General features: G+C 74.0%; 17 protein-coding genes and 1 riboswitch. Of the genes, 9 read left to right on the forward strand and 8 right to left on the reverse strand.

Annotation, left to right across the window (positions count from 1 at the left end; translation table 11 throughout):
• Positions 1-10: 10 nt before the first annotated feature.
• Complete coding sequence (locus K1J57_RS02655; RefSeq protein ID WP_255647104.1) at positions 11-1,201, forward strand: NAD(P)/FAD-dependent oxidoreductase; 1,191 nt, start codon at positions 11-13, stop codon at positions 1,199-1,201.
• Here the strand turns inward: K1J57_RS02655 and K1J57_RS02660 are convergent.
• Positions 1,185-1,376 (reverse strand): ferredoxin, encoded by a 192-nt coding sequence (locus K1J57_RS02660; RefSeq protein WP_220562895.1) that lies wholly within the window; start codon positions 1,374-1,376, stop codon positions 1,185-1,187. The two genes, K1J57_RS02655 and K1J57_RS02660, sit on opposite strands and share 17 nt — an antisense overlap.
• Before the next feature lie 132 nt (positions 1,377-1,508).
• Here K1J57_RS02660 and K1J57_RS02665 point away from each other — a divergent pair, with 132 nt between their 5' ends.
• On the forward strand, positions 1,509-3,437 hold the full coding sequence (locus K1J57_RS02665; protein WP_277615492.1) for a DUF4153 domain-containing protein: 1,929 nt from the start codon (positions 1,509-1,511) through the stop codon (positions 3,435-3,437).
• A gap of 36 nt (positions 3,438-3,473) precedes the next feature.
• Here K1J57_RS02665 and pip read toward each other — a convergent pair whose 3' ends face one another.
• On the reverse strand, positions 3,474-4,430 hold the full coding sequence (gene pip, locus K1J57_RS02670) for a prolyl aminopeptidase (protein WP_220562896.1): 957 nt from the start codon (positions 4,428-4,430) through the stop codon (positions 3,474-3,476).
• Between the two features lie 103 nt (positions 4,431-4,533).
• On the reverse strand, positions 4,534-5,403 hold the full coding sequence (locus K1J57_RS02675) for a DUF4429 domain-containing protein (protein WP_220562897.1): 870 nt from the start codon (positions 5,401-5,403) through the stop codon (positions 4,534-4,536).
• Positions 5,404-5,561: 158 nt separating this feature from the next.
• Here K1J57_RS02675 and K1J57_RS02680 point away from each other — a divergent pair, with 158 nt between their 5' ends.
• Positions 5,562-7,280 (forward strand): AMP-binding protein, encoded by a 1,719-nt coding sequence (locus K1J57_RS02680; RefSeq protein ID WP_220562898.1) that lies wholly within the window; start codon positions 5,562-5,564, stop codon positions 7,278-7,280.
• Between the two features lie 189 nt (positions 7,281-7,469).
• Positions 7,470-8,528, forward strand: coding sequence for a 3-deoxy-7-phosphoheptulonate synthase (locus tag K1J57_RS02685; RefSeq protein WP_220562899.1), 1,059 nt, complete (start codon positions 7,470-7,472; stop codon positions 8,526-8,528).
• Between the two features lie 80 nt (positions 8,529-8,608).
• Here K1J57_RS02685 and K1J57_RS02690 read toward each other — a convergent pair whose 3' ends face one another.
• Positions 8,609-9,424: a penicillin binding protein transpeptidase domain-containing protein gene (locus K1J57_RS02690; protein WP_220562900.1), complete on the reverse strand. Its 816-nt coding sequence runs from the start codon at positions 9,422-9,424 to the stop codon at positions 8,609-8,611.
• Positions 9,425-9,597: 173 nt separating this feature from the next.
• Positions 9,598-9,698: riboswitch (glycine riboswitch) on the forward strand.
• A 146-nt stretch (positions 9,699-9,844) separates the two neighbouring features.
• Between K1J57_RS02690 and gcvT the strand changes: the two genes are divergently transcribed.
• The 4 genes from gcvT (at position 9,845) to K1J57_RS02710 (ending at position 14,266) form a co-directional block, all read left to right on the forward strand.
• Complete coding sequence (gene gcvT / locus K1J57_RS02695; RefSeq protein ID WP_220562901.1) at positions 9,845-10,960, forward strand: glycine cleavage system aminomethyltransferase GcvT; 1,116 nt, start codon at positions 9,845-9,847, stop codon at positions 10,958-10,960.
• A gap of 157 nt (positions 10,961-11,117) precedes the next feature.
• Positions 11,118-11,495: a glycine cleavage system protein GcvH gene (gene gcvH / locus K1J57_RS02700; protein ID WP_220562902.1), complete on the forward strand. Its 378-nt coding sequence runs from the start codon at positions 11,118-11,120 to the stop codon at positions 11,493-11,495.
• Between the two features lie 6 nt (positions 11,496-11,501).
• Positions 11,502-12,770 carry a serine hydroxymethyltransferase gene (gene glyA, locus K1J57_RS02705; protein ID WP_220562903.1) on the forward strand — a complete coding sequence of 423 codons (1,269 nt, stop codon included), beginning with the start codon at positions 11,502-11,504 and terminating at the stop codon, positions 12,768-12,770.
• Positions 12,771-12,853: 83 nt separating this feature from the next.
• Positions 12,854-14,266, forward strand: a complete 1,413-nt coding sequence (locus K1J57_RS02710; protein WP_220562904.1) for an L-serine ammonia-lyase — start codon at positions 12,854-12,856, stop codon at positions 14,264-14,266.
• 24 nt (positions 14,267-14,290) lie between these two features.
• On the opposite strand, the gene K1J57_RS02715 is transcribed toward K1J57_RS02710, so the two are convergent.
• Positions 14,291-15,703, reverse strand: coding sequence for a sodium:solute symporter (locus tag K1J57_RS02715; RefSeq protein WP_220562905.1), 1,413 nt, complete (start codon positions 15,701-15,703; stop codon positions 14,291-14,293).
• Between the two features lie 170 nt (positions 15,704-15,873).
• Positions 15,874-16,707 carry a MurR/RpiR family transcriptional regulator gene (locus K1J57_RS02720; protein ID WP_220562906.1) on the reverse strand — a complete coding sequence of 278 codons (834 nt, stop codon included), beginning with the start codon at positions 16,705-16,707 and terminating at the stop codon, positions 15,874-15,876.
• 152 nt (positions 16,708-16,859) lie between these two features.
• Between K1J57_RS02720 and K1J57_RS02725 the strand changes: the two genes are divergently transcribed.
• A complete protein-coding gene (locus tag K1J57_RS02725; RefSeq protein WP_220562907.1) occupies positions 16,860-18,113 on the forward strand; it encodes an amidohydrolase family protein in 1,254 nt (417 codons plus the stop codon).
• Between the two features lie 76 nt (positions 18,114-18,189).
• On the opposite strand, the gene amaP is transcribed toward K1J57_RS02725, so the two are convergent.
• Together amaP and K1J57_RS02735 are read right to left on the reverse strand one after the other, a co-directional pair.
• Positions 18,190-18,780, reverse strand: coding sequence for an alkaline shock response membrane anchor protein AmaP (gene amaP, locus K1J57_RS02730; protein WP_220562908.1), 591 nt, complete (start codon positions 18,778-18,780; stop codon positions 18,190-18,192).
• A gap of 2 nt (positions 18,781-18,782) precedes the next feature.
• A complete protein-coding gene (locus K1J57_RS02735) occupies positions 18,783-19,388 on the reverse strand; it encodes a DUF6286 domain-containing protein (protein ID WP_220562909.1) in 606 nt (201 codons plus the stop codon).
• Positions 19,389-19,434: the final 46 nt, after the last annotated feature.

Here is a 19,434-nt window from a genome sequence, read left to right on the forward strand (position 1 = left end):
CGGCGCCGGGATGGCGGGGCTGCACACCGCGGCGGCCCTGCGCGAACGCGGTTTCGAGGGCCGTGTCACCCTCATCGGCGAGGAGCCCCACCGGCCCTACTCCCGGCCGCCGCTCTCCAAGGAGGCGCTGACCGGGGTGGGCCTGGACCCGGGTCCCCTGGCGGGCCACCGGGCGCTGCGGCTGCTGGAGGACGCCGAGGTCGACGCCCTGGACCTGGACTTCCGCCCGGGCACCCGGGCGCTCGGCCTGGACACCGCCTCCCGCACGGTGAAGCTCGACGACGGCGACGTCCCCTACGACGGCCTGGTGGTCGCGACGGGCGCCCGGGCGCGCCGCCCGGACACCGGCCTGGCGGGGGTGCACGTGCTGCGCACCCTGGAGGACGCCGAGGCGGTGCGCGCGGGGATCGCCGAGCACGGGCGCCTGGTGGTCGTGGGCGCCGGGTTCGTCGGCGCCGAGGTGGCGGCGAGCGCCCGCGCCCTGGGCGCCGAGGTCACCCTGGTGGAGGCGGCCCCCACACCGCTGACCAGGGTGGTCGACCCGCGGCTGGGAACGGTGCTGACCGACCTGCACCGGGAGAACGGCGTGGACGTGCGCCTGGGCGTCGGGGTCGACGCCTACGAGGGCTCCGGGCGGGTCGAGCGCGTGCGGCTCGCCGACGGGGAGGCCGTCGAGGCGCCCCTGGTGGTGGCCGGCATCGGCGTGGACCTCAACACCGAGTGGCTCCAGGGGGCGCTCGACCTCATGCCCGACGGGTCGGTGCGCTGCGACGAGTACTCGGCGGCGTCCGCCCCCGGCGTGTACGCGGTCGGCGACCTCGCGAACTGGCCGCACCCCCGCTACGGCGGGCGCATCCGCCTGGAGCACTGGACCAACGCCGGGGAGCAGGCCGCGGCGGCCGCGCACAACCTGCTCGCCGCCCCGCGGGAGCGCAGGCCCTTCACTCCGGTGCCCTACTTCTGGTCGGACCAATACAAAATGAAGATCCAGCTGCTGGGACAGGGCGCCCCGGCCGATGAGGTCGCCGTCGTCCACGGGTCCGTGCAGGACCGTAAGTTCGTGGCGTTCCTCGGCCGGGGCGGCATACTGACGGGCGTCCTGGGGCTGCGGTCCACCCCGCGCACCATGCGGTACCGGGGGCTGCTGGAGCGGCCGACCACCTGGGAGGACGCCCTGGCGGCGGTCAGTCCGCGACCGTGATGGCCCGCTTGGGGCACAGCTTCTCGGCCTGGCGGACCCGGTCGTGGAGCGCGGCGGGCGGCTCCTCGGTGAGCAGGTACAGGAAGTCGTCGTCCCTGACCTCGAAGACCTCGGGGGCGACGCCCATGCACAGGGCGTTGCTCTCGCACAGGTCGTAGTCGACCTCGACTCGCATGGTGTGACTCCTCGCGCGGATGGAAGTGTCCTACCGCACACTACGCCGGTGCCTCCGTGAACCGGCGGGCGAGGCCGGGAGTCCCACGCTGTACGGGGATCCCCCCGTCCAGCGTCCGAGCCGAGGGACACCATGGCAGTTCCCGAAACCCCGCACACCCACCACCCCCCGCACCCGCCGTACCTCCCGCCGGCCTACCGGCCCAGGCCGGTGCTGCCCAGGGCGCCGGGCTGGCTGCTCATCGCGGTCCTGGCGGTGGGAACGTTCTCCTCGCTGTTCGCCTCCCTGGCCCGCCCGGGCCTGGGGCTGGTGCTCACCGGGCTCCTGGCGGGGCTGACCGCCCTGGTCGCGCTCCTGGTCCGTCCGGCCATCCCGGAGGCCCCCGCGGCGGCCGGGGACGAGGACGGGGACGGCCCGGAGGAGGACCGGCGGGAAGCGGAGGCGGACGGGGGAAGGGCGGACGCCGACCCGGATCCCGGTCCCGACGACCGCCACGACGCCGCGGACGGGGACCGTGAGGCCCCCGGCACACCCGCCGCCGAGGACACCGAAAACGCCGAAGCCACCGAGGACACCGAGGACACCGAGGCCCCCGAGGGCGGGGACGCCGACGGGGCCCCGGACACGGACGGGCGGGAGCCCGCCCGGAGCTCCCCGGCCGACACCGACGCCTCGGCCCCCGCCGCCTGGAACGGCTGGGAGCCCGCGCCCGGCGGCGGCTGGCGCCCCGCGGGCGGCCCGGTGGAGGAGGTCGGCGAGCCCGACCGCTACTCCCACGCCTGGGCGGCGATCTTCGGGGTGATCGCGACCGCCCTGCTCTTCACCGCCCTGTTCCGCGACGCCGGATGGCTGCTGTTCTGGACGCTCACCGGCGCGTTCCTGACCGCCTCGCTGGCCTTCGCCGTCCGCGGCCCCCTCTCGCGCAGCGGCACGGTGGGCGTCGCCGCGGGCGCGTTCGCGCTGGTGCGCAACCTCTTCGCCACGCCGCGCTTCCTGCTGAGCCCCCTCCAGAACAGCCCGACCCGGCTGCTGCTGGGCCCCGCCGTGCTGACCGCCCTGGTCACCACTGCGCTGCTGGTGGTCTTCGGTCTGCTGTTCTCGTTCGCCGACACCGTGTTCGCCCACTACGTGGCCGACCTCTTCACCCCGCTGACCGAGGGCACCTCGTTCTCCGAGGGGATCGGCCGCCTGCTCCTCCTGGTGTTCACCGCCCTGTTCACCGGGTCCGCGGTGCTCACCGCACGGCGCCGCCGCCCCGCCCCCACCGCGCGCCCCGAGCGGGAGGCCCGGATGCCGGTGTGGGCGTGGACCATCCCCCTGGGCGCGCTGACCGCGCTGTTCGCCGCGTTCCTGGCGGTGCAGGCCGTCACCCTGTTCGGCGGCGACGACCACGTGCAGCGGGTCGCCGGGGTCACCTACGCCGAGTACGCCCGGCAGGGGTTCTTCCAGCTGGTGGTCGTCAGCGTCCTGGTCCTGGGCGTCATCGGCCTGTCCGCCCGGATCGTCCCCGCGCGCCCGCGCGGCGTCCGCCTGCTGCGCAACGCCCTGCTGGGGGCGCTGTGCGTGCTCACCCTGGTCATCCTCGCCTCGGCGATGTACCGCCTGCAGCTGTACATCGACGTGTTCGGACTCACCCGGCTCCGGGCCGTCGCGGAGGCGTGGATCGTGTGGAGCGCCCTGGTGTTCGCGCTGGTCATCGCCGCCGGGGTGCTCAACACCCTGGGTCGGCCCGCGGTGTGGCTGCCCCGGGTCGTGGCCGCCACGGCCGGGGTGTCGCTGGCCGTGTTCGCCTACGCGGACCCGGACCTGCGCATCGCCGAGAGCCACCTGGGCACCGAGCTGAACATGTCGGACGTCTGGTACCTGCGGGACCTGTCCGCCGACGCCGTCCCGGCCCTGGTCGAGCTGGAGGGCGAGGACCGCGCCTGCGTGCTCCAGCGGCAGTACCACCGCCTCGGGGACGACGGCCCCGCGTCCTGGAACCTGTCCCGGGAGCGGGCGGAGGAGCTGCTGCCCCCGCCCGTCGACCCGTACTCCTGCGTCGACCGCTACGACTGGTGACCCCTCCCGGGCGCGCCGGGGCGCGCCCGGGGCCCGTCACCGCGCGAAGCGGTCGGTCGCCTCGATGAGGCGGTCGAGGATGCCGGGTTCGCTGAACGCGTGCCCGGCGTCGTCGACGATGTGGAACTCCGCCTCCGGCCAGGCCCGGTGCAGGTCGTAGGCGGTGTGCACCGGGGTGCACACGTCGTAGCGGCCCTGCACGATCACCCCGGGGATGTGCCGGATCCGCTCGGCGCCCTCGATCAGCTGCTCCGGCGTGAAGAACCCCCTGTTGACGAAGAAGTGGTTCTCGATCCGGGCGAACGCCATCGCGTACTCGTCCTCGGCGTGGTGCTCCCGCAGCTCCTTGTTCGGCAGCAGGGTCACCGTGGAGCCCTCCCACACGCTCCACGCCCGCGCCGCCTCGACCCGGGTCTCGCGGTCGGGCGACTCCAGCCGCCGGGCGTAGGCGGCCATGAGGTCGCCGCGCTCCTCCTCGGGGATGGGCGCCAGGTAGGACTCCCACAGGTCGGGGAACATCATGGACGCCCCCTCCTGGTAGAACCAGCGCAGCTCCTCGTCGCGCAGCGTGAAGATGCCGCGGAGGATCAGCTCGGTGACCCGGTCGGGGTGGGCCTGGGCGTAGGCCAGGGCCAGGCAGCTGCCCCACGACCCGCCGAAGACCTGCCAGGCCTGCACGCCGATCATCTCGCGCAGCCGCTCCATGTCCTCCACCAGCGTCCAGGTGGTGTTGGTGGACAGGTCGGTGTCCATCCTCCCGGCGTGCGGGGTGGAGCGGCCGCAGTTGCGCTGGTCGAACAGCAGGATCCGGTACCGCTCCGGGTCGAACAGCCGCCGGTGGTCGGGCACGCAGCCGCCGCCGGGCCCGCCGTGCAGGAACACCACGGGCTTGCCCGCGGGGTTGCCGCACAGCTCCCAGTAGACGCGGTGTCCGTCGCCGACGTCGAGCATGCCCGAGTCGTACGGTTCGATGGGCGGGTACAGGGTGCGCACAGCGTGGCCTTTCCTGGGTGTTCGTCGTGTGCCCCGGAAAGGGTCTTCCGGGACGGGCCGGGCGGGGGGCGGCCGGGGTCCCTCCGGCGGGGGAACGGGAAGGCTAGAGGCGGCCCAGGAGTTCGGCCTTCTTGTCGGCGAACTCCTGGTCGGTGAGCAGGCCCTCGGCGTGCAGGCGGCCCAGCTCGCGGATCTTGGCGAAGACCTCCTCGGCGCCGCCCGGCTCACCGCCCTCCAGGGCGGGCGCGGCGGGCGCGTCACCGATGTACGCGTTGACGGTGGCCGCCATCAGGAAGGTCTCCTCGGCGCCCTTGGAGCCGTGCGAGGCGAGCGTGAAGAAGTCGTTCTCCAGGGAGGTCGCCTCGGGCAGGGTGACCCCGCGCAGCACGACGCGCATGTACCCCTCCGTGACGTCGACCTGCGGGTGCCAGTCCACCGACTCGATCTCGGCCAGCCGGTACTCGCGGGACTTCTCCTTCTCCTTGGCGGTGCTGGCCAGCCACCCGTCCCACTGCAGGCGCACCTTCTCGCCGTCGAAGGAGGCCGACCCCTCGGCGGTGCGGGCCTGCACGGGGGGCCGGGCCACCAGGGCCCGGGCGACCTCGGTGCGGTCCAGGTCGCCGGCGAGGGTCTCGCGGGCGTAGCGGGCCAGGTCCCGGATCTTGTCGGCGACGTACTCGGCGACCAGCTCGGTGTCGTGGGGGCCGCTCAGGACCAGGGGGGTGAGCGCGTCGCGGGCGGTCGCGGCCGGCCTGGTGTAGGGGTCGAGCCCGGGGAGCAGGTCCAGCCGCAGCCGCCACCCGTGCTTGCGGTCGCCCCGGTAGAAGTCCGCCTCGCGCACCGCGGCCAGCGGGACCTCGGCGCCGCCCAGTGCCTTGAACAGCGTCGGCACCTTGCGTCCGGAATCGAAGCGGATCCGTACCGTCTCGTCGTCGATCCTCCAGAGGGCGTGGTGCCCGCGCAGTTCCTCCATGGCTCACCATCCTAGGGCGTGCCCGCCGGGCCCCCGCTTCTCCCGGCCGCCGCCGGGCGCACGGCGCGGGGCGATGGGTCGCCGGGGCGCATCGGGGGTAGAAACCGCAGCACACCGGCCCCGGAGCGAGGCGGGCGGAGATCCGAAAGGTCGAAGCGATGTCCAAAGAGGCGGCGGCCGAGGGTGCCGCGGAGTTCCGTGCGGCGCGCGATCTGCTCCTGCGGCTGCGGGAGGACCGCGAGGGCGCGCACCGGGAGTTCACCTGGCCCCGGCCCGAGGTGTTCAACTGGGCGCTGGACCATTTCGACGAGGTGGCGGAGCGGCGGCCGGACCGCACCGCACTGTGGATCGTCGACGAGGACGGCTCGGAGGAGAAGCACACCTACCGGCGCATGTCGGAGCGCTCCTCCCAGGTCGCCAACTGGCTGCACGCCCAGGGCGTGCACGCGGGCGACCGCATCCTGGTGATGCTCGGACCCCAGGTGGAGCTGTGGGAGATCACCCTGGCGGCCGTCAAGCTCGGCGCCGTCGTGGTACCGACCGCCACCAACCTGACCGAGGGCGACCTGCTGGACCGGCTGGAGCGCGGCGAGATCGGGCACGTGGTGTGCTCCCCGGTGGACACGGCGAAGTTCGAGGGCCTGAGCGGCCACTGGACCCGCATCTGCGTGGGGTACATGGACGGCTGGCTCGGCTACCCCGACTCCGAGCACGCCGGCCTGGAGTTCCACCCGCCGCACCGCGTCGGCCCCGACGACCCCCTGCTCGTCTACTTCACCTCGGGCACCACCGCCACGCCCAAGCTCGTCGTGCACACCCAGCGCTCCTACCCGGTCGGGCACCTGTCCACCATGTACTGGCTGGGCGTGCGGCCGGGGGACGTGCACCTGAACGTGTCCGTCCCCGGCTGGGGCAAGCACGCCTACAGCAGCGTCTTCGGGCCCTGGAACGCCGAGGCGACGGTGCTGGTGGTGCGCCAGGACCGCTTCTCCCCCGAGCGCCTGCTGGACGAGATCGTGCGCTGCGGCGTCCACACCTTCTGCGCGCCGCCGACGGTGTGGCGGATGCTGGTGCAGACCGACCTGGCGTCGTGGAAGGTCCCCCTGCGCGAGGCCCTGGCCGCCGGGGAGCCGCTGAACGCGGAGGTGGTCGAGCACGTGCGCAGGGCGTGGGGCCTGACGGTGCGCGACGGGTTCGGCCAGACGGAGACCACCCTGCTGGTCGGCAACTCCCCCGGCCAGCACGTGGTCCCCGGGTCGATGGGCCGCGAGATGCCCGGGTACCGGATCGTCCTGGTGGACCCGGTCACCGAGGAGCCGGGCGACACCGGCGAGATCTGCGTGGACCTGTCCGACGCGCCGGTGGGGATCATGAAGGGGTACGCGGACAGCCCCGACCTGACCCGGACGGCGACCCGCCGGGGCCTGTTCCACACCGGGGATCTGGCCTCCCGGGAGCCCGACGGGCACATTACCTATATCGGTCGCGGCGACGATGTGTTCAAGGCCTCGGATTACCGCATCTCACCATTCGAACTCGAAAGCGTGCTCGTCGAACACGAATACGTGGCCGAGGCCGCGGTGGTCCCCTCCCCCGATCCGCTGAGGCTGGCGGTCGCCAAGGCGTTCGTGACCCCGGCCCCCGGGGTGCCGCCCACGGCGGAGACGGCACGGGCGATCCTGGAGCACGTCCGCGGCCGCCTCTCCCCGTACAAGAGGGTCCGCCGCCTGGAGTTCGCCGAGCTGCCCAAGACCGTGTCGGGCAAGATCCGCCGGGTGCAGCTGCGCCGGGAGGAGGCCGAGCGCGGCCCCGTCCAGGACGGCTCGCGCCGCCCCGCCGAATTCTGGGAGGAGGACTTCGCCGACCCGGAGCCGTGAACACGCGCGGGCGCCCCCGGAGAAATGCGTCTCAGTGGGCGAGACGAACATTTCACCATTGTCGCCGTTACCGGCCCCCGCCGTGTGACCCTCGTCCGAAATACCGGCGTGATCGCGTTCCGGAGCCGCGGCCGCGCTAGTGTGCAGGGTGGCGGCACCGCACGAGCGAGGACACAGGGGAGCAGCAGCATGCCCAGCACCAACGACACAAGGGTGGTCGACTACAAGCCGCTCATCGCCCCCCGGGACCTGCTCTCGGAGCTTCCCCTGGGAGCGGAGCGCACCGCCCTGGTCGAGCGCTCCCGCGCCGAGGTCAAGCGGGTCCTGGACGGTGAGGACGACCGCCTGCTGGTCGTCGTCGGCCCCTGCTCCGTGCACGACCGCGAGTCGGCCATGGACTACGCCCACCGGCTGATCGAGCTGGTCCCCTCGCTGAGCGAGGAGCTGTGCGTGGTCATGCGCGTGTACTTCGAGAAGCCGCGCACCACCGTCGGGTGGAAGGGCCTCATCAACGACCCCGGCCTCGACGACACCTACGACGTCCAGCGCGGCCTGCGCCTGGCCCGCGAGATCCTGCTGGACATCAACTCGCTGGGGCTGCCCGCGGGCACCGAGTTCCTCGACCCCATCACCCCGCAGTACATCGCCGACGCCGTGTCCTGGGGCGCGATCGGCGCCCGCACCACCGAGAGCCAGGTGCACCGCCAGCTGAGCAGCGGCCTGAGCACCCCGGTGGGCTTCAAGAACGGCACCGACGGCGACGTGCAGGTGGCCGTGGACGCGGTGGGCGCGGCCGCGGCCTCGCACACGTTCTTCGGTGTGGACCCGACCGGCGCGGGCTCGGTGGTCGTCACCGAGGGCAACCCCGACTGCCACGTCATCCTGCGCGGCGGCCGCACCGGCCCCAACCACGACGCCGCCTCGGTGGACGCCGCCCTGGACGTCATCGCCCGGGCGGGGCTGCCGCGCCGCCTGATGATCGACGCCAGCCACGCCAACAGCGGCAAGGACCACGAGCGCCAGCCGGGCGTGGCCGCCGAGATCGCCGCCCAGGTGGCCGAGGGCCAGCACGGCATCATCGGCGTCATGCTGGAGAGCTTCCTCGTCCCCGGCGCCCAGAAGCTGGGCGACCCGGCGGACCTGGTGTACGGCCAGTCCATCACCGACAAGTGCATGGGCTGGGACACCACCACCGAGGTGCTGACCACCCTGGCCGAGGCCGTCCGCGCCCGCCGCAAGACCGCCTAGCCGGCGCCCCTCCCGGACCCGCCGGGCCCCGCCCCGTCCGCCACGGGGCGGGGCTCCGCCGTCTCCCCCCGAGCCGTCCCCTACCGGGTGCCGGACTCCCGGGGCAGGACGTCCAGGGCCGCCAGCAGCTCGCGCCCCAGCGCCTCGCAGTCACCGGCCGCGCGCTCCCCCGGCTCCAGGCGCAGGGCGAAGGAGTGCGTCCGCTCCCCGGCGGCCACCCAGCCGACCCACCAGCCCGGCGCCCCGCCCCCGTCGCAGGCCGCGCGGCCGTGCAGCGTGTGCCCGGCGCCCTCCTCCACGAGGGTGGCCGCGTGCAGCGCCTCCTGGTGGGCGGCGTCCACCGGCAGCTCCCGGCGGGCCAGCCCGGCCAGGAACTCCGTCTGCTCCACCGCCGAGACCCCCAGCGGGCCCCGCGCCCAGAAGTCGCCGGAGCCGTCCTCCGGCGCGCCGATGTCGCGGTCGCCGTACTCGAACCGGTCCACCCACGTGGCCAGCCGGTCCCGGCCCACCCGCTCCACCGCGTCCCGGTGCGCCGCCCCGCCGGCGCCCACCACGGCCCCCGCGTCGGACACCGCGCCCGTCTGGAGCGCCACCAGCGCCGTCACCAGCTCGAACGTCTCCCCCGGCACCGCGCGCTCGCGCGCCCGCCCCGGGTCCACCAGCACCGAGGTGCGGTCCTGTGTGTCGTAGAGCACGAACGTGCCCGCCGCCCCGGCCCGCTCGAACACCCCGGCCAGGTCCGCCCGCTCCACCGCGGCCACGTCGCCGCCCACCGCGGCGGCGTTGCCCGCCCCCGGGACGGGGCCCGACTCCTCGCCCTCCTCCCGCGGGGCGGCACAGCCCAGCAGCGCCGCCAGCGCCGCACCGGCCACCGACGCGTAGCCGATCCGTCTCATCCTCCGCGTGTCCACCAGCACTCGGTCCCCCTCGGTGCACGAACCGCCACGACCCGTTCAGGGGACACGGTAACCCGTGCCCGCCCCCGCCGCCCGGGTTTCGCCCGCGCCGGTCGCGCGGGCGGTGCCGCCCTTGGGGGCGGCCACGGCCGCTGCTAGGCTGAACGTGTTGCTGACCCCGTACGGGAGAGTGCCCGCGCAGCCGGCGCGGGCCGCCGAAGGAGCAATCCCTCCCCGAAACAACCTCTCAGGCACAGTGGACCGTACGGGCGAGACCACTCTGGAAAGCAGGGACCGGGAGTCCCTCGCCGAAGGTGCAAGCCACGCCGAGCGCGGGGCGAAGCTCTCAGGCACCGATGACAGAGGGGGAGGATGGCAACGCCTATGCACGATACGACGCCCATCCTCTCGGGAGTACCCATGTCAGAGCCCGCGTCCGCGTCGCGGCCCACCGCCCTGCGCGCGATCCACGAGAAGGCCGGCGCCTCCCTCGTCGACTTCGCCGGGTGGCTCATGCCTCTGCGCTACGGCAGCGAGACCGCCGAGCACAGGGCCGTACGCGAGGCCGCGGGCCTCTTCGACCTCTCCCACATGGGCGAGATCCGCCTCACCGGGCCGGACGCCGGCCGCGCCCTCGACCACGCCCTGGTCGGGCACCTGTCGCAGGTCAAGCCGGGCAGGGCCCGCTACACGATGATCACCGACGCCGACGGCGGCGTCCTGGACGACCTCATCGTCTACCGGCTCGGCGAGGAGGAGTACCTCGTGGTGGCCAACGCCGCCAACGCCGACGCCGTCTCCGCCGCCCTGGCCGAGCGCGCCGCCGGATTCGACGTCGAGGTGGCCGACGAGTCCGCCGAGTACTCGCTCATCGCGATCCAGGGCCCCCGGGCCGTGGAGATCCTGGCCCCGCTCACCGACGCCGACCTCGACTCCATCCGCTACTACGCGGGCTACGAGCACACCGTCGCCGGGGTGCCCGTCCTGCTGGCGCGCACCGGCTACACCGGCGAGGACGGCTTCGAGATCTTCGTCAGGCCCGCCGACCGCGCCGTCGGGGTGTGGGAGGCCCTCATGGCCGCCGGCGCCGACAAGGGCCTGGTCCCCGCCGGGCTGTCGGCCCGCGACACCCTGCGCCTGGAGGCGGGCATGCCGCTGTACGGCCAGGAGCTGAGTACCGACCTCACCCCCTTCGACGCCGGGCTGGGGCGCGTGGTCAAGTTCGACAAGGAGGGCGACTTCGTCGGCCGGGCCGCCCTGGAAGAGGCCGCCCGCACCGCCCGCCCCCGCCGCCTCATCGGCCTCGTCGCGCGCGGACGCCGTCCGCTGCGCCGCGGCCAGGACGTCCTGCGCGACGGCGAGGTCGTCGGCACCATCACCAGCGGCGCCCCCTCCCCCACCCTGGGCAGCCCCATCGCCATGGCCTACGTGGACGGCGAACTCGACACCGCGACCGGCGCGTTCACCGTGGACGTGCGCGGCCGCGGCGAGGACGTCGACGTGGTCGAGCTGCCGTTCTACAAGCGGCAGGCCTGAGAACGTGGGTCCCCCACCAAAGGGACCCCGCGCGCCCCGCGCGGCTGAACCCCTGACCGGGATCGGCACGGGCGGGCGCGACCGGACGTAGGCCGGGCCGGGCGGCCGTCACCCGGCGGCGCGGCAGGAATGAAGAGAACCTCCAAGGAGAGTTGAAGTGAGCGTTCCCACGGAGCTGGGTTACACCGCCGAACACGAGTGGGTCTCGATCGAGGACGGGGTCGCCACGGTCGGCATCACGGCGTTCGCCGCCGAGTCCCTCGGCGACATCGTCTTCGTCGACCCCCCCGCGGCCGGGACCGCCGTGAGCGCGGGCGAGACCTGCGGCGAGGTGGAGTCCACCAAGTCCGTCAGCGACATCTACTCCCCCGTCGACGGCGAGGTCGTCGAGGTCAACCCCGACCTCGAGGGCGAGCCGGAGTCCATCAACTCCGACCCCTACGGCGCCTGGCTGTTCAAGGTGCGCCTGTCCGGGGAACCGGGCGAGCTGCTCTCCGCGGAGGAGTACACCAAGCTGACCGAAGGCGAGGACTGACCCCCGATGGCCACCGACAACACGCTCAACCAGAGCCTGAGCGAACTCGACCCGGAAGTCGCGGCCGCCGTCGACGCCGAACTGGGCCGCCAGCGCGACACCCTTGAAATGATCGCCTCGGAGAACTTCGCCCCGCAGGCCGTCATCGAGGCGCAGGGCACCGTCCTGACCAACAAGTACGCGGAGGGCTACCCCGGCCGCCGCTACTACGGCGGGTGCGAGCACGTCGACGTCGTCGAGCAGCTCGCCATCGACCGGGCCAAGGCCCTGTTCGGCGCCGAGCACGCCAACGTGCAGCCGCACTCGGGCGCCCAGGCCAACACGGCCGTGTACTTCGCCCTGCTCAAGCCGGGCGACACCATCCTCGGTCTGGACCTGGCCCACGGCGGCCACCTGACCCACGGGATGCGCATCAACTACTCCGGCAAGGTCCTCAACGCCGTGGCGTACCACGTGCGCGACGAGGACGGCACCGTCGACTACGACGAGGTCGCCGCACTGGCCAAGGAGCACCAGCCCAAGATGATCGTCGCGGGCTGGTCCGCCTACCCGCGGCAGCTGGACTTCGCCCGGTTCCGGGAGATCGCCGACTCCGTGGGCGCCCTGCTCATGGTCGACATGGCGCACTTCGCCGGCCTGGTCGCGGCGGGCCTGCACCCCAACCCGGTGCCGTTCGCCGACGTGGTCACCACCACCACGCACAAGACCCTGGGCGGCCCGCGCGGCGGGCTGATCCTCACCAAGGCCGACCTGGCCAAGAAGATCAACTCCGCGGTGTTCCCCGGCATGCAGGGCGGTCCGCTGGAGCACGTGATCGCGGCCAAGGCCGTGGCGCTCAAGGTCGCGGCGGGCGAGGAGTTCGCCGACCGCCAGCGCCGCACCGTGTCCGGGGCCAAACTGCTCGCCGAGCGGCTGACCCGGCCGGACGCCGCCGAGGCCGGCGTCAAGGTGGCCTCCGGGGGGACGGACGTGCACCTGGTGCTGGTCGACCTGGTGGACTCCGAGCTCAACGGCCAGGAGGCCGAGGACCGGCTGCACGCCATCGGGATCACGGTCAACCGCAACGCGGTGCCCAACGACCCGCGGCCGCCGATGGTCACCTCGGGTCTGCGGATCGGCACCCCCGCGCTGGCCACGCGCGGGTTCGGCGACGAGGACTTCACCGAGGTCGCCGACGTCATCGCCGAGGCCCTCAAGCCGGAGTTCGACGCCGAGTCGCTGCGCGCCCGGGTCCGGGCCCTGACCGAGAAGTACCCGCTCTACCCCAACCTGTAGGGCCCCGCCGTGCGGGGCCGCCGGGCCCCGCACGGCGTTCGTCCGGCAGGCACGGCCCTGTGCTCAACGAGGAGGACAGACCTTTGGCCATCAGCGTGTTCGACCTGTTCAAGATCGGTATCGGACCGTCTAGTTCGCACACCGTCGGGCCGATGAAGGCCGCTCGCACGTTCGTCTCCCGGCTGCGGGAGAACGGGCTGCTGGACGAGGTGGCGCACGTGCGCGCGGAGCTGTACGGGTCGCTCGCCCTCACCGGCAGGGGGCACGGCAGCGACACGGCCGTCGTGCTCGGCCTGCTGGGCCACACCCCCGAGGGGGTGGACGTGGACTCCGTGCCCGCCCTGGTGGAGCGGGTGCGCGCCGAGCGCTCGATGGCCCTGGGCGGCCCGGCCGGGCCGACGGTGGACTTCGACCCGGCCGTGGACGTGGACTTCCGCCGCAAGGAGAGCCTGCCCGACCACCCCAACGGGATGCGGTTCGTCGCCCGGGACTCCGCCGGCGCCGAGCTGGCCGCCAAGGTGTACTACTCCGTGGGCGGCGGGTTCGTCGTGGACGAGCGGGCGGCGGGGGCCGACCGCATCAAGGCCGACGACACCGTGCTGCCCCACCCGTTCGACAGCGCCGAGGAGCTGCTGGCGCTGTGCGCGGAGACGGGCATGTCGATCAGCGCGGTCATGCGCGCCAACGAACGCGCCTTCGGCCGCACCGACGCCGAGATCACCGCCGGGCTCCTGGAGGTCTGGACGGTGATGCGCCAGTGCGTGCGCCGCGGGGTGACCACCGAGGGCACCCTGCCCGGCGGCCTGCGGGTGCCGCGCCGGGCGCACCGGCTGTACCGCCAGCTCGGCGGCAACTGCGACGACGCGGGGCTGCTCGCCCCCACCGCCGACGACCCCGACCCGATGCGCGGCAGCGACTGGATCACCCTGTACGCGCTGGCGGTCAACGAGGAGAACGCCGCGGGCGGCCGGGTGGTCACCGCGCCGACCAACGGCGCGGCGGGGATCGTCCCGGCGGTGCTGCACTACTACACGCACTTCAGCCCGGGCGCGGGTGAGGAGGGCGTGGTCCGGTTCCTGCTGACGGCCGGCGCGATCGGCATCCTGTTCAAGCAGAACGCGTCGATCTCCGGCGCCGAGGTGGGCTGCCAGGGCGAGGTCGGCTCGGCCTCCTCCATGGCCGCCGCGGGGCTGGCCGAGGTCCTCGGCGGCACCCCGGCCCAGGTGGAGAACGCCGCGGAGATCGCCATGGAGCACAATCTGGGCCTGACCTGCGACCCGATCGGCGGCCTGGTCCAGGTCCCCTGCATCGAACGCAACGCGCTGGCGTCGGTCAAGGCCATCAGCGCGGCCCGCATCGCGCTGCGCGGCGACGGCAGCCACTTCGTGTCCCTGGACAAGGTCATCAAGACCATGCGCGACACCGGCCGCGACATGCACGACAAGTACAAGGAGACCAGCCGCGGCGGCCTCGCCGTCAACGTCATCGAGTGCTGACGCGGGCCGCCGCGGCCGGGGCCGTCAGGCCGGGGCGTCGGCCGGGGCCGGTTCGGCGGGCTCGGCCGCCCGGGTGCAGAGGCTGACCGCGACCAGCGCGACCAGGGCCGCGGGCAGCGCCACGATGACGGCGTTGAGCCCGCCCGGGGACCCGGCGACCTGCCAGCCGATGGTGGTGGCCGTGCCCGCCACCAGGGCGGCGACGGCGCCGGCGGTGGTCGCCCGCTTCCAGAACAGCACCGACAGGACGACCGGGGTGATCGCCGCCCCGTAGATCGTGTAGGAGTACATCTGCAGCTCCAGCACGGTCGGGAAGAACAGGCCGAGGGCGACGCCCAGGACCGCGACGCCCAGGACCGACAGGCGCTGGACCAGGAGCTTGCGGCGCTCGCCCGCCCGCTCGCCCGCGAACCGGGCGTACAGGTCGTAGGCCACGTTGGAGGCCCCCGACAGCATGTACGAGGAGCCGGTGGTGATGACGAACGCGACCGCGCCCGCCAGGATGAGGCCGCCCAGGACGGCGGGCAGGTAGCCCTCGGAGGCCAGGCTGAGGATCGCCATGTCCCCGTCGATGCCGGGCATCAGGACCGCGGCCGCCGTGGCGAGCAGCACGACCGGGACGAAGACGAAGAAGCTGCCCACCAGCATGCCGAGCGTCGAGGAGCGGGCCTCCTTCTCGTCCTTGGCGGCGGCGAGCCGCTGGTACATGTTCTGGTCGGCGAGCAGCAGCAGGAAGAGCGGGAGGAAGTAGCCGAGCAGCTGGAGGGCGGTGAGCCCGCCGCTGAAGGTGGTGGCCTGCTCGGGGAGGCCGTCCCAGTAGGCGCCCGGCCCGCCGACGGCGGTGAGCACCAGCGGCACCGACACGATCAGGCCGAGCACGATGAGGATGGCCGAGAAGAAGTCGGTGTAGGCGACGGAGAAGAGCCCGCCGGTGATGGTCAGCACGGTCACGACCACCGCGACGAGCAGCGTCCCCTGGAACGCGCTCAGCGGGGTGACCAGGCTGACCACGTAGCCGCCGCCGACGAACTGGGAGGCGGTCAGGCCCAGGTAGGCGATGGTGGTGACGGCCGCGGCGACGGTGCGGACGCCGATGCCGAAGCGCGCCTCCAGCAGTTCGGGAATGGTGTGCCGCGAGGCCCTGCGGATCCGGCGGGCGGCCAGGAGCAGGACCAGGATCCCCAGCGGGGTCCCGGCGAAGAAGACCATCCCCGCGGTCGGGCCGTAGGTGTAGGCGAAGTTGGCGCCGCCGATGATGGTCCCGGAACCGACCCAGGTGACGAGCATGGTGGCGATCATGACCGGGCGCGGCAGGCTGCGCCCCGCGAACAGGAAGTCGTCGCCGCCGCGGAGCCTGCCCGAACGCAGGAAGTACAGGGCGACCCCCAGCATGGCCGCGATGTACACGGCGAGGATCACGAGATGGGTCGTTTGCATGGATCACCTTGCGGGGTTCGGGGTGGGGAGGGGGACCGCGGGGGGTCGGCGGTAGGGGCCATGAAAACAGCCCCGACCATGAAATGCAACACTTATTGCATTCGAGGTGACCCTGATCACATCACGTGGTTCCGTGTCCCATCGCCGCAGGTGGCCCGCCCCGCGGCCGCTCAGAAGAGCTCCGTCTCCTCCCACAGGCGCTCGGTGTCGCGCACCGCGCGCAGCACCCGCTCGCCCCCGATCCGGGCCAGCTCGGCCAGGACCGCGTGGATCACCGACATCGCCGGGGTCAGCGAGGGGAACATCCCCACGCCCTCACTGGGGACCAGCAGCACGTGGGCGGCCCCCTGCGCCAGCGGGGAGTCGCGGCGGTCGGTGATCACCGCCACCGGCACGGACCGCCCCGCCGCCACCCGGGCCGCCGAGCGCAGCGCGGTCGGCAGCCGCCACAGGTCGCAGGCCAGGAACAGGTCCTCCGGGCCCATCCGCGCCAGTGCGCTGACCAGCGCGGTCCCGCCCACCTCGAAGCGCACCACGTCGTACCCCATGATCCCCGCGGCGTGCGCGAGCTGCAGTCCCGGGGCCGCGAACGTGCCCGAGCCCACCACCCCGGTCCGGCGGGCGCCGTGGATGGCCGCGGCCAGGGCGCGCACCCGGTCCGGCTCGATCGTCGCCTCCAGGCCCCGCAGCCCCTCCCGGTCCGCCCGGAACGCGGCCTGCACGGGGTCCGCGTCGGACCCGGCGTGCTCGGCCAGGACCTCGCCCGCGCTGAGCGAGGCCAGGTAGCGGGAGCGCAGCTCCAGCCGGAGCGCCGGCCAGCCGGAGAACCCGAGCGTCTGCGCGGCCCTCACCACGGTCGCGACGTTCACGCCGGCCCGTTCGGCCACCTCCGCCGTACTGGCGTAGGAGGCGAACTTCTGCTCGTCCCGGAGCACCCGGACCACGCGCTCGGCGGCCCGGCCGAGCCGGCCGCCCCCCAGCGCGGCCTCGATCCAGTCCGCCATCGCACCTCCGTCCGGGCCGCCCGCCGGACCCCCCGGCGGGCGTGCCGCTCCCCCAAGCGATACCACCACCCGGGCACCGGACCGCAAAGGATGCAACATATATTGCATATAAGGCGTGGGTCACACGCCGGACCGCTCCACCGGAGGTATCCATGACACGCCCGTCCCGCCCGACGACCCTCTTCACCGGCGCAGGCCTGCTCGACCCCGGGGCCGGGACCCGCACCCCCGGCTGGCTCCTGGTCGAGGACGGCCGCATCGCGCGCAGCGGCGGCGACCCGGCCCCCGAGGTCGGCGACGCGGTCGAGGTCGTCGACCTGGGAGGGGCCACCCTCATGCCCGGGCTCATCGACGCCCACGTCCACCCGACCGCCTTCAGCGCCGACCTGGGCGCGGCCATGGACCACTCGCCCTCCTACGTCGCCGCCTACGCGGCCCGCTCCCTCAACGACATGCTCCGCCGCGGCTTCACGACCGTCCGCGACGTCGCCGGGGGCGACTGGGGGCTGGCCCGGGCCGTCGACGAGGGGCTCGTCGACGGCCCCCGGCTGATGTTCGGCGGCAAGGCGCTGTCCCAGACCGGCGGCCACGGCGACTTCCGGGGCCCCGGCCGCCAGGGCAACGGCACCCACGCCTGCTGCCCCGGGGCGGGCCTCGTCTGCGACGGCCCCACCGAGTTCCGCCGCGCGGCCCGCGAGCAGCTGCGCACCGGGGCCCACCACCTCAAGATCATGCTCTCCGGCGGCGTCGCCTCGCCCACCGACCGCATCGACTCCACCCAGTCCTCCGAGGACGAGATCCGCGCCGTGGTGGAGGAGGCCGAGGCGGCCAACCGCTACGTCACGGGCCACGCCTACACCGCCCGCGCGGTCAACCGCGGCCTGCGCCTGGGCGTGCGCTGCATCGAGCACGGCAACCTCATCGACGAGAGCAGCATCGAGCTGTTCCTGGAGCACGACGCCTTCCTGGTGCCCACCCTCGTCACCTACCGGGAGCTCGCCCGGCGGGGCGAGCAGGAGGGGCTGCCCCCCGAGAGCCGGGCGAAGGTCGACACGGTGCTGGCCCGGGGGCTGGACGCCCTGCGCGCGGCCCACGAGGCGGGGGTGAACCTGGTCTTCGGCAGCGACCTGCTCGGGGGCATGCAGGACCGGCAGAGCGAGGAGTTCGCCATCCGCGGCACGGTGCAGCCCGCCGCGGACGTCCTGCGCGCGGCCACCGTGAACGCCGCCCGCCTGCTCGGCCTGGAGGGAGAGGTCGGCACACTGCGCGAGGGCGCCCGCGCCGACCTCATCGTGGTCGACGGCGATCCGCTGGCCGACATCTCGGTGCTCGCCGACCCCGCGCGCACCATCCGCACCGTCCTGCGGGACGGCCTGGTCCGCCACCGGCGCGCCGACTCCCTCTGACACCGCGGGCCGACGCGGTCCCGCCACGGCACGGGCCGGCCCCGCCCCCGGCGGGGGCGGGGCCGGCCCACCGCGGTCAGGCGAGGCTGCGTCGGGGGTTCTTGGCCGGGGCGGTCATGGACATGCGGACCACCGCCGGGATGCTCTCCAGCTCCAGGGAGCGGCGCAGGTCGGCCAGCGCCTCGGAGCGCACCCGCCGCCACACGCCGGCGACGTCGGCGTCGTCGTCCAGGGTCAGCGCCAGCCGCAGGTGGGGCGCCTCGGCCGACTCGGTGAGGCGGGCCCGCGCCCGGCGCACGCCCGGGTAGTCGGCGACCTCCTGCTCCAGCGCGCTGCGCGCGACGCTCTCGGGCAGCTCCACCCGGCCCTCGGCGCCGCGTTCCAGCACCAGGCGGCCGACGGTGTCGTCGAACCCCTGCACCAGCAGCCACCGCAGCGCCAGGAACGCGGCGACGAACGCCACCGCCACCACCGCGTACGGCATCCAGCCGGCGGCCAGGAGGCCCCGGACCGTGTCGTTGAGCAGGGCGCCCCCGGCCACGTCCGCGCCGAACACCCCGCGTCCGGCCGCGAACGCCGCGGCGCCGGCCGCCAGCAGCACGATCCCCACCAGCAGCAGTCCCTGCCGGTTGCCCCGGGCCGACCTGCGTGCCCTGTTCCGTGCCATGGTCACCCCTCCGCGTAACGGACGTGGGTGGCGATCCGCAGGCTGCGCAGCGGCGCCAGCTCCTCCAGCCGCCGCTCCACGGCGGCGGTGACCTCCGCCGGCAGCTCCGGCGCCTCGCGCATCCCGGTGCGCACCTGCACCCGGATACGGCTGCCGCGCACGTGCACCCCCACCTGGTCGACGCCGCTGACGTCCTGGGCGGCGGCGGCCACCGCCCGGCGCAGGGCACTGCGGGTCATGCCGACGACCAGCGCCGGGTCGTCGGTGCGCAGCGCCGTCCAGTGCCCGCGCCCCGGCGCGAGCGCGGCCACGATCAGCACGAGCCCGATCAGGGCCAGCAGCGCGGACGCGATCTGCACCGACGGCTGCGACCACGTGGTGGCCTGCGCGTACTCCGTCGCGGTCCCGACGGGGAACAGTCCCAGCGGGCTGCCCGCCAGCGCCGCGATCACCTCGGCCGCGGCGAGGACCGCGACGACGAGGATCACGAACCCGGTGATCACCGCGGGCCATGACCGGCGGGGGCGGAACGTGTGGACGGCCACTCTCCTGGCCTTCCGGTCGACCCCCTGGTCGGGACGGCCGAGCACCTCTTCCACGGTGGTCATCACAACTCCTAGTACGGCGGTCCCCGACCGGGCCGGAAGGGCGTGC

The sequence above is a fragment of the Nocardiopsis sp. MT53 genome (genome assembly GCF_019598965.1).
GTDB lineage: Bacteria > Actinomycetota > Actinomycetes > Streptosporangiales > Streptosporangiaceae > Nocardiopsis > Nocardiopsis changdeensis.

What these genes read in the sequence shown, in the direction of transcription:
- K1J57_RS02655 (WP_255647104.1), top strand. Translation starts at nt 11, where the DNA reads ATGGCGGGGCTGCACACCGCGGCGGCCCTGCGCGAACGCGGTTTCGAG.
- K1J57_RS02660 (WP_220562895.1), bottom strand. Translation starts at nt 1,376, where the DNA reads ATGCGAGTCGAGGTCGACTACGACCTGTGCGAGAGCAACGCCCTGTGC.
- K1J57_RS02665 (WP_277615492.1), top strand. Translation starts at nt 1,509, where the DNA reads ATGGCAGTTCCCGAAACCCCGCACACCCACCACCCCCCGCACCCGCCG.
- K1J57_RS02675 (WP_220562897.1), bottom strand. Translation starts at nt 5,403, where the DNA reads ATGGAGGAACTGCGCGGGCACCACGCCCTCTGGAGGATCGACGACGAG.
- K1J57_RS02680 (WP_220562898.1), top strand. Translation starts at nt 5,562, where the DNA reads ATGTCCAAAGAGGCGGCGGCCGAGGGTGCCGCGGAGTTCCGTGCGGCG.
- K1J57_RS02685 (WP_220562899.1), top strand. Translation starts at nt 7,470, where the DNA reads ATGCCCAGCACCAACGACACAAGGGTGGTCGACTACAAGCCGCTCATC.
- K1J57_RS02690 (WP_220562900.1), bottom strand. Translation starts at nt 9,424, where the DNA reads ATGAGACGGATCGGCTACGCGTCGGTGGCCGGTGCGGCGCTGGCGGCG.
- gcvT (WP_220562901.1), top strand. Translation starts at nt 9,845, where the DNA reads ATGTCAGAGCCCGCGTCCGCGTCGCGGCCCACCGCCCTGCGCGCGATC.
- glyA (WP_220562903.1), top strand. Translation starts at nt 11,502, where the DNA reads ATGGCCACCGACAACACGCTCAACCAGAGCCTGAGCGAACTCGACCCG.
- K1J57_RS02715 (WP_220562905.1), bottom strand. Translation starts at nt 15,703, where the DNA reads ATGCAAACGACCCATCTCGTGATCCTCGCCGTGTACATCGCGGCCATG.
- K1J57_RS02720 (WP_220562906.1), bottom strand. Translation starts at nt 16,707, where the DNA reads ATGGCGGACTGGATCGAGGCCGCGCTGGGGGGCGGCCGGCTCGGCCGG.
- K1J57_RS02725 (WP_220562907.1), top strand. Translation starts at nt 16,860, where the DNA reads ATGACACGCCCGTCCCGCCCGACGACCCTCTTCACCGGCGCAGGCCTG.
- amaP (WP_220562908.1), bottom strand. Translation starts at nt 18,780, where the DNA reads ATGGCACGGAACAGGGCACGCAGGTCGGCCCGGGGCAACCGGCAGGGA.
- K1J57_RS02735 (WP_220562909.1), bottom strand. Translation starts at nt 19,388, where the DNA reads ATGACCACCGTGGAAGAGGTGCTCGGCCGTCCCGACCAGGGGGTCGAC.